The 12289-nt window shown below is 60.2% G+C and carries 11 protein-coding genes; 3 read left to right on the forward strand and 8 right to left on the reverse strand.

Going from position 1 to position 12289, the window contains the following annotated elements:
• Genes CWE16_RS05235 through nadA form a run of 7 tightly spaced genes read right to left on the reverse strand, consistent with a single transcriptional unit; the run spans position 1 to position 8334 of the window.
• A complete protein-coding gene (locus CWE16_RS05235) occupies positions 1-591 on the reverse strand; it encodes a DUF1543 domain-containing protein (RefSeq protein WP_131593547.1) in 591 nt (196 codons plus the stop codon).
• Positions 588-1775 carry a chromate efflux transporter gene (gene chrA / locus CWE16_RS05240; protein WP_131593549.1) on the reverse strand — a complete coding sequence of 396 codons (1188 nt, stop codon included), beginning with the start codon at positions 1773-1775 and terminating at the stop codon, positions 588-590. Before chrA ends, CWE16_RS05235 begins: the two co-directional genes overlap by 4 nt.
• Positions 1776-1805: 30 nt before the next feature.
• Positions 1806-4271, reverse strand: a complete 2466-nt coding sequence (locus tag CWE16_RS05245) for a ligase-associated DNA damage response DEXH box helicase (RefSeq protein WP_131593551.1) — start codon at positions 4269-4271, stop codon at positions 1806-1808.
• A complete protein-coding gene (locus CWE16_RS05250; RefSeq protein ID WP_131593552.1) occupies positions 4268-5977 on the reverse strand; it encodes an ATP-dependent DNA ligase in 1710 nt (569 codons plus the stop codon). The genes CWE16_RS05245 and CWE16_RS05250 overlap by 4 nt, the downstream gene beginning before the upstream one ends.
• 3 nt (positions 5978-5980) lie before the next feature.
• Entirely contained in the window at positions 5981-6328 is a 348-nt protein-coding gene (locus CWE16_RS05255) for a DNA ligase (RefSeq protein ID WP_131593554.1), read from the reverse strand.
• A 30-nt stretch (positions 6329-6358) separates the two neighbouring features.
• Positions 6359-7363 (reverse strand): ligase-associated DNA damage response exonuclease, encoded by a 1005-nt coding sequence (locus CWE16_RS05260; protein ID WP_131593556.1) that lies wholly within the window; start codon positions 7361-7363, stop codon positions 6359-6361.
• Positions 7360-8334 carry a quinolinate synthase NadA gene (gene nadA / locus CWE16_RS05265; protein WP_131593558.1) on the reverse strand — a complete coding sequence of 325 codons (975 nt, stop codon included), beginning with the start codon at positions 8332-8334 and terminating at the stop codon, positions 7360-7362. Before nadA ends, CWE16_RS05260 begins: the two co-directional genes overlap by 4 nt.
• An 82-nt stretch (positions 8335-8416) precedes the next feature.
• On the opposite strand from nadA, the gene CWE16_RS05270 reads away from it, so the two are divergent.
• From CWE16_RS05270 to CWE16_RS05280, 3 genes are all read left to right on the forward strand, one after another.
• The gene (locus CWE16_RS05270; RefSeq protein WP_236629591.1) at positions 8417-9298 is read left to right on the forward strand and encodes a TIGR04168 family protein; all 882 of its coding nucleotides are present in this window, start codon (positions 8417-8419) and stop codon (positions 9296-9298) included.
• The gene (locus CWE16_RS05275) at positions 9292-10386 is read left to right on the forward strand and encodes a hypothetical protein (RefSeq protein ID WP_131593560.1); all 1095 of its coding nucleotides are present in this window, start codon (positions 9292-9294) and stop codon (positions 10384-10386) included. The genes CWE16_RS05270 and CWE16_RS05275 overlap by 7 nt, the downstream gene beginning before the upstream one ends.
• A 291-nt stretch (positions 10387-10677) precedes the next feature.
• Positions 10678-11433, forward strand: coding sequence for a glycoside hydrolase family 24 protein (locus CWE16_RS05280; protein ID WP_131593562.1), 756 nt, complete (start codon positions 10678-10680; stop codon positions 11431-11433).
• A gap of 32 nt (positions 11434-11465) precedes the next feature.
• Here the strand turns inward: CWE16_RS05280 and CWE16_RS05285 are convergent, their stop codons facing one another.
• Positions 11466-12272: a TPM domain-containing protein gene (locus CWE16_RS05285; RefSeq protein ID WP_131593564.1), complete on the reverse strand. Its 807-nt coding sequence runs from the start codon at positions 12270-12272 to the stop codon at positions 11466-11468.
• Positions 12273-12289: the final 17 nt, after the last annotated feature.

A 12289-nucleotide genomic window follows, 5' to 3' on the forward strand; every position in this document is an offset into this window, starting at 1 on the left:
TCAGGACGCTGGAGGCCTCGATTGGGGCTGGCGTCCGTCGATCCGCCAATACCCAAACCACTCGGGTCGCAGGTCATGGTTTTGCCGATGGGGCTCGGGAGTCAGAACAATTCGCCAACCTGAAATCGTTTCAATGGGCAGGCAGTCATCGATGCCACCGACTGTGTCAAGGCTATGGAGGTCATCCTTATGCACCTGCACATGGTCTTGTAGCCAGAGAGTCCTGGCTCGCGCCTTGGCTGCCTGGGCGGTTGTCGCCACCACAAGACCGAAGTGGTGCCATTCCTGCAGGGAATGGCGCTGATAGCCACCCAGATTGATAAACCAGAGCCGTTGGTTTGTGGTGTTGCCCTCGAGCGCAGGAGCCGCGTTTGATTCGAGCGATACGGCATAGCCATCGACAGAGTCAATGGAGGTGTAGCTGTCGATGTGTAGCCCCTTCAGGCTTCCCCACCATTGCCGTCTGAGCTCGGGGATTGTGGTTTCAATGTTGGGGCCCACCACCCAGCGCACATCGTGCAGTTCAACGTGGCAATCGGGGGTGCGTCCCCCTAGCACCACCAGAAACAAGCTGACGGCTGATGGGCTCATCGCGGCAACACCAGTCCCCCGATCAACCCGCAAAACACCACCACCCTCCAGGCCGGCTGACGCCAGGCCATCAGGAGGAGCACAGCCAAGAGAGCCAGGCTGAAGTCAGCACTGTTGCGGATGCCAACTCTCCAGACGGGCTGATAAAGAGCGGCGAGCAGGATGCCCACCACAGCGGCGTTCACCCCCATCAAGGCGCGGCGCATCACTCGACGTTGACCGAGATCAGACCAGAAAGGCAGCACTCCGCCGATCAACAGAAAAGCAGGAAGAAACAGGGCGATTAAGGCCAGGATCGAACCTGTGATTCCTTGCAGACCACCCCGGAGGTCAAAGCCTAAAAAGGCTGCAAGGCTGAACATTGGTCCGGGGACCGCCTGGGCGGCTCCGTAGCCAGCAAGAAACCGATCAAGGCTGATCCAGTCTGGGGGGACCAGGGATTGCTCAAGGAGTGGCAACACAACATGGCCCCCACCAAAGACGAGGGAACCGGCTTGGAGCATGGCGCTCAATTGTTGAACAGCCACCGGTCTGGTGCTGGCAGAGAACCATGGGAGAAAGGCCAGGAGCAGCGCTAACAGGCCGAGCAGGCCGATGGCAACCGATCGCCGCACAGGAACCTGGAGGCCAGTGAGCACTTGGGCGTTCTGATCAGGAGCGCGAAAGCACAGCACTCCCACCACGGCGCCGAGTAGCAGAGCCAGAACCTGCACAGAGGCCAACGGCACCACCAGCACCAGAATGGCGCTGACCGCCGTCAGAGTGAGGCGCGGGCGGTCAGGTGCCAGCCGCTTTTGCATTCCCAGTACCGCCTGGGTCACCACTGCGACGGCAGCAACCTTCAAGCCCTGAACCCAGCCACCATCGAGCCAGGCGGGATTGAGGCTGAGCAATGCAGAAGCGATCAGCAAAAGGACCGCCGAGGGCAGCGTGAATCCGATCCACGCTGCGATGCCACCGAGCCATCCTGCTCGCATCAGGCCAAGGCCAATGCCCACCTGAGAGCTGGCAGGGCCTGGCAGAAACTGACAGATGGCAACTAATTCGGCATAGGCCTCATCGGATAGCCAGTGCCGCCGCATCACAAAGCGTTCTCTGAAATAACCGAGATGGGCCACGGGCCCGCCGAAGGAGGTGCAGCCCAAAAGCAGGAATTCCGCAAACACTCTCCAGGCGGACAACATCGCTGTTGGGTTTCTGCAGTCGCTCGGACGCTAATCGCCTTCAAGGCGCTGTGCTTCGGCGACCATGCGCTGCACCCGTTCCATCACTGACTCATTGGTCATCCGATTGTTCAAGCGCTCCACCAGCAGTGGAAAGGCGAGAGGACCTGGTCTTGCGGTGGCGCTAAGGAGAACCTCTCCCGCCTGGAGCCGTTTCAGGGCGCTGCGTAGACGTTGTAATTCAAGCTGCTCCTGCAGAACCTCCTGTTGCGCCTGCTTCAGAAGAAGATTGCCTGGTTCATGTTTTGAGAACACCTCCCAGAGGAGCGAGCCGCTGATCTGCAGTTGGCCGGCACTTTTGTTTTGACCCGGGTATCCCTGCACCAGCAGCCCTGCCACCTGCGCGATGCTTCGGAAGCGGCGGCGGCATAGTTCGGACAGGTTGAGCGCCTGTTCAAGATCCTCCTCCAGGTGATCATCGGCGAGTAACGCGTTGAGGTGTTCCTCCAGCAGATCGGCCATTGGATAGCTGCGAGGCGCCAGGAGTTCAAACCCGTAGTCGTTCACCGACACCGTGATCGTTCCGCGATGGAGACGTGTCAGTCGAGTGGACCAGAGAAACCCGAGCCCCTCATGCACGAAACGCCCCTCAAAGGGGTACGCGTAGAGATGGGTTCCCTCTCTGGTGCGGCAGGTCTCGATCAAGAACTGGTTGTTTGCCGGCAGTGTGGAGAGATCCTTCTGACGCTCGAACACGGGGGCCAGGGCTTGCAGTTCCGAGGTGTCGAGATCGCCGCGAGCCGCACGAGCCACCTCCTCGCGCAGATGATGGGTCAGCAGATCGGACAGAGCCATTTGCCCTCCGGCCCATGCGGGTACGGCTGTGCTTTTGCGGGTGCTGGCTTTGACATAAGCCGTCATCTCACGAAGCCGCACAAACTCCAGCTGACGGCCCGCGAAAAAGAACACATCCTTTGGCCTCAGCTGGCTGATGAAGGTCTCCTCCACATGCCCCAGCACCGCTCCTCGAACAAAGCGCACGCGGATGGCTGGTGCTGAGGTGATCGTGCCGATGTTGAGACGGTGGAGTCGGGCGATGGTGTTATCGCGAATGACGAACCGGCCGTCGTCCGCGCGCTCCAGCTTCCTGTAGCGGGGGTAGGCACCAAGACAATCGCCACCCTGTTCGAGAAAGCGCAGGCACCATTGCCAGGTTGCATCGCTCAGGTTGCGGTAACTCGAGGTCCTGCGGATCGACTCCAGGGTTGCCTCAGGGGTGAACCCTGGTCCGCAGGCCAGCGTGGTGAGGTGTTGCAGAAGCACATCCAGGGCTTCATTCGGTGGATGTCGCTCTTCCACGAGGCCCTGGCTCAGGCCTCGTCGCACGGCGCTCAGTTCCAGCAGTTCCAAGGCATTGGTGGGCATGAACCACATCTGTGACGTGCCTCCGGGGCAATGGGCGGAGCGGCCGGCCCGTTGCAGGAGACGGGCCAGGTTCTTCGGGGAACCGATCTGCACCACCCGCTCCACCGGCTGGAAATCCACCCCCAGATCGAGCGAGCTTGTGCACACCACCCAGCGCAGCGATCCGGCTTTCACACCGGCCTCGATCGCCTCCCGTTCCTGACGGTCCACTGCGCTGTGATGCAGGGCCAGCAGTCCTTCCATCTCGGGGCAGGCGAAGCGCAGGCACTGAAACCAGCGCTCCGCCTGGTTGCGGGTGTTGGTGAACAGCAGGGTGCTGGTGGTCGGGCTCAAGGTGGCCACCAGGTCCTCGTAGCGGCGCAGTCCAAGATGGCCGCCCCATGGAAACCCATCCAGGCTGTCGGGAACGATGCTGCGGATCTCAAGGGGCCGCTCTGGGGCTCCAGTGATCAGGCATGGATCGGATCCTTCACCAAGGGCATGGCGTGCCGCTTCCTCGAGATTGCCGATCGTGGCGCTGATGGCCCACGTCTGCAGTTGGGGCCGCTGCAGGCGGAGCCAGCTGAGGGCGAGCTCTGCCTGCGTTCCCCGTTTGCTTCCGATCAGTTCATGCCATTCATCCAGGATCACCGTCTCAAGTGGCTGGAAGAGCTCCGTTGCATGACGCCCAGCCATGAGAACGCACAGGGATTCCGGCGTGGTGATCAAAATGTCTGGTGGCGACTTGAGTTGTCGACTGCGTTCGGCACTGGGGGTATCGCCATTGCGGATGCCAACCCTCAAGGGCCATCCCATGGCCTCGATCGGTTCCAGAAGCGCCTGGGCGAGGTCTCGGCTCAGGGCCCTCAGGGGTGTGATGTAGAGCAGACGCACCCCACGCCTCGGGACGGATTGGGCAAGCGCCTTGGCAATGGGCGCCATCACGGCGGCATAGGTCTTGCCAGAGCCAGTCGGAACCTGAATTAATCCACTGCGGCCCCTCAGGTGGGCTTGCCAGGTCTGCCATTGAAAAGGAAGTGGTGTCCATCCATGGCGTTCAAACCACTCCTCAACGGGGGCGAGTAGCTCTCGATCGTGCGACCGCCCGTTCACGCTTGTGCTTCAGCTTGCGGTTGAAGAGCCAGTAGTTCCTCGGCCCGGTTGATCGTGTCGGCGCTGTTTGCGGGGCGATCCCTTCGCCAACGCAGGATGCGCGGGAAACGAACGGCAAGACCACACTTGTGACGTTTGGATCGTTGAATTCCTTCAAAGCCAATTTCAAAAACCAGTTCAGGTTCAACCGCTCTTGCGGGCCCAAACCGGTCGCGGGTATGGCGTCGGATCCAGCGGTCCAATTCAAGGATCTCTTGATCATCCAAGCCTGAGTAGGCCTTGGCGAAGGTCACGAGTTGATGGGATTCCTCCCCGTCAGCATTGCGTTGCCAAAGCGCAAAGGTGTAGTCAGTGAAGAGATTGGCGCGCCTGCCGCTCCCCGCCTGGGCGTAGATCAGCACAGCATCGAGCGTCATGGGGTCACGCTTGAATTTCCACCAATGCCCCCGTTTGCGCCCGCTGAGGTAAGGCGATTCTCGATGTTTCAGCATCACGCCTTCCGCCCCAGCTGCAACGGCGTTCTGTCGAAGATCATGGAGATCCTCCCAGTCACGCAAAGCCTTTCCTTCACTCCAGCGCAGGCGCCATGCGTCTTCGCCGCTCAGGCCACGAAGTGCCCAGAGTTGGGCCAGTCGTTCGTGGAGTGGCCGCGCCCGCAGGTCTTCCCCCAGGGATTCGATCAAGTCATAGGCGATAAAGCTGGCTGGGCATTCGTCTTGCAGGGTCCGTCCGACCTGTTTGCGTCCAAGTCGGCGTTGAAGGGCACTAAAGGGCATCGGTGTCTTGGCCTTCATTCGCCAGCAGATCACTTCTCCATCCAGCACCGTTCCGGCTGGGAGGGATTCGGCCATGGTCACCAGCTCCGGGAACTGATCGTTGATCAGTTCCTCCCCTCGGCTCCATAAGTAGACCCCAGACAGTCGCCGAATCAGCTGTCCGCGGATGCCATCCCACTTGTGTTCCACCCACCAGTCCCGGGGAGGGGTTGTCTGCAGGGTGTCGACCTGCGCAGGGCTGGCCAGGAAAAACGGATAGGGGACGGCACCACGATCGCTGGGAGCGTCAACCACCGGAGCCGTCAGTTGCTGAAACCATGGCACCGTGGCTTCCATGGGACCCATTAATCGTTCGAGGACCACCGTTTCCTCGAGGTCAAACCCCCGAGCGATCGCCTTGACCACCAATCCCCTGGCCACGCCGATCCGGAAGCCGCCGGTGAGCAGTTTGTTCAACAGCAGGTGTCGCTCGGGCGTGAGTTGGTGCCACACCTTGATGAGAGCCTGCGCCTGAAGGGTCTCGTCAAGGGCTGCGATGGTTGGGAGCAGAGTCTCCATCCACCAGTGAAGGTGGGGCTCGTGTTGCATCTGGAGGATGAGTGTCTCCAGGTCTGGCCCCAGCGGTCGGGAGTCCCGTGGCAGCTCCGCTGCAAGCTGTGGCCAGAGAAGGCTGACGGTTTCAGCTGAATCGCCAACTTGGCTGTGGCAGGCAGCGAAGAGCCAGGACGGCATGCCGCTCTCCTTCTGAAGCACATCCCGCAGGCGGCGGCCTGTGATCAAACGCCTGCGGCGTTGACCGATCAGAAGAAGCAGTGTCCAGGCGGAATCTTCAAGAGGTTGTTCCTGGAGATAAGCGGCGATGCGTTGGACCTTCTGTCCTGAGCCATTGGTGGCGTCCAGGTCATCGATGAGGTCCGCGAACGCCTGCACCGATCAGTACTGCCACTGATAGAGGTCAGTGTTTTGCGGATCGCTGATTCTGATGTTGCAGCCCTGGCGTGCCTGTGCTGTTTGGTTGAAACCGTTGATGTAGCGGTTCACTTGATCCGGGTTACCGCTGGTGGCGAGGGCGTTCTGAAGGCGGGCGAGATCCACGCCGATTCCGTCACGGGTCAACACTCCATCGGCCAGGCCGTTGCAAATCGCGGCGGCGGCCTCGGCTCCATCGGCAGGGAAGATCACCGTTTGGATGCGCTCGATCGAGATCTCCTCAATTTCAGCCGCCCGGGCTGGAGCGATGGCGAGGCTGGTGGCCAGACAGACCAGGAGGAGACGCGACATGGCAGGAGTCTGCAACCGATTGACGCTAGGTCAGTTGCCCTCGTCGGCGCTACGCATCCTTCCTGCAGGCAGCGCTTCGATCGGTTCAGCGTCCAGTCCCTCGACCTCTCGTAGGTAACGCGCCAGCACATCGCTTTGACCATGGGTCACAAAGACTCGACGGGCACCGCTTTCCTTCACGGTTTGAACGAGACCAGGCCAGTCAGCGTGGTCACTGAGGACGAAGCCTCGTTCATAGCCCCGGCGGCGGCGTGCTCCGCGCACCGCCATCCAGCCAGATGCGAAGGCTGTCTGCGGTGTTTTGAAGCGGCGCATCCAAGCGGATCGATGGGCGGAAGGGGGAGCAAGGATGAGGCGACCCTCCAGGCTTGCATTTCGGGGAAGATCGCTCAGAGGACGGCTGGCCGTCATGGGAATGCCTGCATCCCTGTAATGGCGAGTCACCGTTTCCACCGCTCCGTGGAGCAGCACCTCATCGTCGACACCAATGGCTTTCAGTTCCGCCAGCACCCGTTGGGCTTTTCCAAAGGCGTAGCAGAACAGGAGTGAAGGTCTCAATCGCTCCCCCATCCACCAGGTGCGGATCTCATGCGCCACCTGCTCGCCACTTCGCCACCTGTAGATCGGAAGACCAAACGTTGCCTCAGTGATCAAGACATCGCAGGGCACGGATTCAAAGGGCTCGCAGCTGGGGTCTGTGCAGCGTTTGTAATCACCGCTTACCACCCAGACACATCGCTCATGCTCAAGACGGATCTGGGCACTTCCAAGCACGTGTCCTGCGCTGTGAAACGACACCAGAACTGTCCCGATACGCCGTTGTTCCCTGTAACTGACTGTGTTCAGCCTGATTCCACTCCCAAGCCGTTCGCGCAGGATCGCCTCACTGGCGTTGACGGCGAAATACTCACCGCACCCAGCCCTGGCATGGTCGGCATGGGCGTGGGTAATCAGAGCCCGGCGTACAGGTCGAATCGGATCGATCCAGGCTTCTGCCGCGTGGCAGTAGAGCCCTTCAGGAGTGCGTTCAATCAGAGGCTCATCTCCAGCATCCGTTGTATCGGCTGCAGGGCACGCAGCCGAAGATCCTCATCCATTTCGATTTCTGGGGCACCGACGGACAGGCAGCGCCAGAGCTTGTCCAGGGTGTTCAGTCGCATGTAAGGGCAGGCATTGCAGCTGCAGCCATCCAGACCTGGCACAGCTAGGAAGGTTTTCCCGGGAATGCGTTGTTGCATCTGGTGGAGGATGCCCGGTTCAGTGAGAACGATGAAGCTTTCGGCGCTGCTGCTCTCTGCGTGATGGAGCAGTTTGCTGGTGGAACCGATGAAATCAGCAAGATCCAACAGCGGTTCGAGGCATTCAGGATGGGCGATCACCTCGGCAGCTGGGTGTTCAATTTGAAGCCTGAGCACCGCTTCTTCGCTGAAGGTTTCGTGCACAATGCAGCGCCCTGGCCAGAGCGTGAGTTCCCTGCCGCTCTGTTTCTGCACCCAGCGACCGAGATTGCGATCAGGCGCAAAGAGAATCGGCCGATCGGCAGGAAGCTGCCTGACGAGATCGACGGCATTGCTGCTTGTGCAAATCAGGTCGCTTTGTGCTTTGACAGCCGCGGTGCAATTGATGTAACTGACCACAATGTGGTCGGGATGGCGGGCGCGGAAGTCAGCAAATGCATCGGCCGGACAGTCATCGGCAAGGGAGCAGCCGGCGTCCAGATCTGGCAGGAGAACAGTTTTCTGGGGGCTGAGGATCTTCGCGGTTTCCGCCATGAAATGGACGCCGCAGAAGACGATCACATCAGCATCGGTGCCAGCGGCTTTGCGTGAAAGCTCGAGGGAATCACCAATGAAGTCGGCGATGTCCTGAATCTCAGGTTCCTGGTAGTAGTGCGCCAGGATGACGGCATTACGTTTCCGCTTCAGATCCTGGATCGCAGCAGCAAGGTCAACCGGTACCGCTGTTGGGGCCTTCGAGTTGGCGGTGACAGCGGTCATCAGGACCATCTGAGGCAGGATGGCAACAGCCTAGGCATCACCACTCTCTGCATTGCAAGCGTCTCCATCGCTAGAGCCTGCATCGCAGCCCGTGCAGACGTCTGGTCCTCGCAGGCTGCGTCTGGCCATCGCCGGAGATCTGCATGGCCAGTGGAACGATCTTGACGCCCGACTTCTCAACCAGCTTCAGCCGGATGCCGTTCTGTTTGTGGGGGACCTCAGTGATGGGGATCTGCGTTTGGTCAAAGCGATTGCCGCTTTGCCAATCCCTACTGCGGTAATTCTTGGTAATCACGATCGGGGCAAAGATGCCACCGGCGAGTTGTTTCAGCGCCAGGTCAAGGTGCTGGGGGATCGTCACTGCGCCTGGAGTTTGCGCAATTGGTCGGCACCAGCCCTATCCGTTCTTGGTGCGCGGCCAGGTAGCGCCGGGGGTGGATTTCACCTCTCCCGCGCCATGGCCGCCACCTACGGTCCGATCGAGCTGGAAGACTCTGCTCAATTAATTGTGCAGGCCTCCGAGCAGGCTCCTCAGGATCGTCCCCTCGTGGTTCTCGCCCACGCGGGTCCCTCGGGCCTGGGGTCCGATGCGGCCAGTCCCTGTGGCCGGGACTGGAAACGCCCGGCGATCGACTGGGGAGATCAAGACTTGGCTCTGGCTCTTGACCGGATCCGACAGAGACGCGAGGTCCCCCTCGTGGTGTTTGGTCATATGCATCATCGCCTGAAAGGAGGCCAGGGTGAACGTTGCACCTTCCTTCAGGATCGGCTGGGCACGGCCTATCTCAATGCGGCCTGTGTCCCGCGGCGGGGCGTTGATGCTGATGGCCGTTCACTCACCCATTGGTCCTGGGTGGAGTTCAGCGGATGTGAGCTCTGCCATGCCAGCCACCGTTGGTATGGAGAGGACGGCACCCTGGTGTTCGAAGAGACCCTTTGGCACCGCAAGGCTCCCGAGGTGGTTGGGTGCTGATCTACTCCTGCCTGAGCAGCCATGGATTTGGTCATGCTGCTCGTCACGCGTCCGTACTTGCGGAGCTCCACCGTCTTTCTCCTGGATCAAGGCTGGTGGTCAGTACGGCAGTGGATCCCAGGTTTCTGGGCCTTGTCTTTCGAGGCCTGCCAGTGGAGTTGCGACGCTGTCGATGGGATGTGGGCATGGTGCAGTCCGATGCCCTCGGCACGGACCCCGAGGCGACACTGGCCGCTCTTGCTGAACTCCACAAGGAACTACCTGATCAGATTGCCGCTGAAGCGGCCTGGCTCGCAGCTCAGTCTTCGCCGGTGCTGATTGTCGGGGATGTGCCACCAGCGGCAGCCTCCCTCGCGGGACGCCTCAGGGCTCCGCTGGTCTGGATGGCGAATTTCGGATGGGATGAGATTTATGCCCCTCTCGGCGGCGCTTTCAGCGATTACGCGCAGGCTGCAGCAGAGGCCTACTCCAGGGGTGATTTGCTTTTGCGTTGTCCGTTTTCGCTGGCGATGCCTTGGGGGTTGCGAGAAATCTCCATCGGGCTGACAGCGAGCCAACCGAGGCCGCTTCCTAGGTCCTTCGAGCAGGCTTTGTCCACCGATGCGAGGCCTCGTGTCTTCGTCGGCTTCGGTGGTTTGGGCTTTGCTCTTGATGACCGCTTGCTTCGCGGCTGGTCATCCCATCGATTTGTGCTCAGCGAGCCGGCGCTTGCCTCTGAACGGGTACGACTTGCTGCTTGCTCGAATGTGTTGCTCTTACCGGAGGGTGTTCGCCCCCTGGATCTTCTTCCCCACTGTGAGCGGCATCTGGGCAAACCCGGCTACAGCAGTTTCTGCGAGGCCCTCTCGAGTGATGTGGGTCTGCATGTGGTGACGCGTAGCGGCTTTGCTGAGGCCACAGCTTTGATGGACGGCCTTCAACGTCATGGTCGGCATTTGATTCTGAGTCGCCACCAGCTGGAAACGGGTGATTGGCAATTGGACCAACCGCTGCATCCGGCCAAGGACGGTCCCCTTGCCAATGATGGTGCAGCAGTTGCGGCGAAGGCGATCCTTGATTGCTGTGGAGGTGACGATCAGGATTGCTGATCCAAATTTTTTTGGCTTTTCCTATCTGCTGAGTCTTCAATCCTGGCCAGGGATTTGAATCATTGTCTTGGCGATTGATTCGAAAATTTACTGTGTAGACAATATTGTGACTGGCACTTGATCGCTTGGTCGGGGTCAGTTGTTTCGACAAAGTTCCGCTGTCTGAAGAATTTTTTCCGATTTTCTTCACTCTGTATCGGCGATTCGTTTCATTTGATACAGCGCTGCATTTCATCCGCTTCTGATTTGCTCCGCGTTCGCTGTTGCATTTTTGACCTCCGAACGCTTTTTATGGCCTCCCTTGTTTCGTCCGCCTGTCGTGTCGTTGCAGCGGTCGTTGCAAGTATGCCCATTGGGGTTTCTTTCAGTCCAGCCAGGGCATCCACCGTCGCCCTCCCCTCGATCGAACCCTCGGCTCGTTCCTTGTCCGTCACGCTCCCTGAGGAGTCCGGACACTCTGCTCTTCCTTACGTGATCACCCCGGAGCGCAGGGCCTTGCTCAACACCATTCGTTTTGCGGAGGGCACCTGGAAGGGCGGTCATGACCTCGGCTATCGCGTGATGTTTGGTGGTGGCCTGATGGCCTCTCTCGATCGCCATCCCAATCGGGTCATTTATTCCTCCCGCTACGCGAGTGCCGCAGCAGGTGCTTATCAGTTCATGCCTTTCACCTGGGAGTTGGTGAAGCGCAGTATTGGTGTGCAGGGTTTCGGCCCTGAAGCCCAGGACCAAGGCGCCCTCTTCCTGATTCAACGGCGTAAGGCTCTTCCCTTGACCGACGCTGGTGTGATGACTCCACGGCTCGCCGCTCTGCTTGCACCGGAATGGGCCTCGTTCCCGACCTTGCGTGGGTCGAGCTACTACGGTCAGCCTGTGAAGCGTTTTTCGCAACTTCAGGGGTTTTACCGCATCACACTGGCCCAACTCCGCCAGGTGCGGGATCAGCGCCGCGAATTGCTCAGCAGTCAGTCCAATCCCCAGACCGAACAGGATTCAGGCCCGAAACGGCCTGTCTGCACTGGCCCCACCATCCTCTGTGGTTTCTGACGTCTCGACAGACTGCTCAGTCTGTTGCCGCGTCACGATTCCTCAGCCCCTTGGCGATCCTTGCCAACCGTGGCCCCTGCAATCAGATAGGCCAGGACTGCGGCTCCGACAAAGCCCAGCCCATTGCGAAGCAGAGGAAGGATCTCGCTCGTGCGGGTGACCACTGGGGCGATTCCAAACACCCCGAACAACATCACCCAGAGAGGTGACAGTAGAAGGAGCCACGACCAGGAGATCACCTCCCCATGTTTTCTGGGGTAGGCAGCGAAACCAGCGATCAGGCCACCGAGAATGGCCGTCGAGAGGGTCCAGAGCCACTGTTCTTGAGGCAATCCTGGAACCACCTGGCATCCACCCCTGTCGAGGCAGACCTCCACGGCATCGAGGGCGGCCAGGATCGCTCCATCCTCCCCGTGGTCGCGCACGTAATACTGGTTGCCGTAACGGGTTTGCAGCTCCACCCACCAGGTGCGTGGCATGAGGGCAAAAAAGGCATCCCCCACGTTGAAATTGAGAAGGTTGCCGCCGCGGGGATCGGCTACCAGCAGCAAGCTGCGTTCATCGAGCCCCCAGAACTCCTTGACGGCCAGACCTGGTGTGCGCTCGTACTGGGTCAGCACCCTCAGCTTCCAGCCACTGCGTGTTTCAAAGGTGTCGAGCGATTCCTCCAGGTCACCCTTCTGGCGCTCACTGAATGCCCGGGCTAGATCGATCACCGGGGTGGCATGGTCGGGCAGAAGCTCAGGGTTGTCGCTGGCCAGTGCTGGTCGGGCTCCGAAGGTCAGCAGCAGCGCGAACGCAACGGCCAGGAGGGTTTTGATTCCGCGTTGTGCTCCCATGGCCATGATGCAGTTGC

Origin of the sequence: Synechococcus sp. BS55D, from assembly GCF_004332415.1 — a bacterium.
GTDB lineage: Bacteria > Cyanobacteriota > Cyanobacteriia > PCC-6307 > Cyanobiaceae > Synechococcus_C.

Excerpts from the sequence above, each read along its gene's own strand:
- CWE16_RS05235 (WP_131593547.1), bottom strand. The coding sequence starts at position 591 with ATGAGCCCATCAGCCGTCAGCTTGTTTCTGGTGGTGCTAGGGGGACGC.
- chrA (WP_131593549.1), bottom strand. The coding sequence starts at position 1,775 with ATGTTGTCCGCCTGGAGAGTGTTTGCGGAATTCCTGCTTTTGGGCTGC.
- CWE16_RS05255 (WP_131593554.1), bottom strand. The coding sequence starts at position 6,328 with ATGTCGCGTCTCCTCCTGGTCTGTCTGGCCACCAGCCTCGCCATCGCT.
- nadA (WP_131593558.1), bottom strand. The coding sequence starts at position 8,334 with ATGGTCCTGATGACCGCTGTCACCGCCAACTCGAAGGCCCCAACAGCG.
- CWE16_RS05280 (WP_131593562.1), top strand. The coding sequence starts at position 10,678 with ATGGCCTCCCTTGTTTCGTCCGCCTGTCGTGTCGTTGCAGCGGTCGTT.
- CWE16_RS05285 (WP_131593564.1), bottom strand. The coding sequence starts at position 12,272 with ATGGGAGCACAACGCGGAATCAAAACCCTCCTGGCCGTTGCGTTCGCG.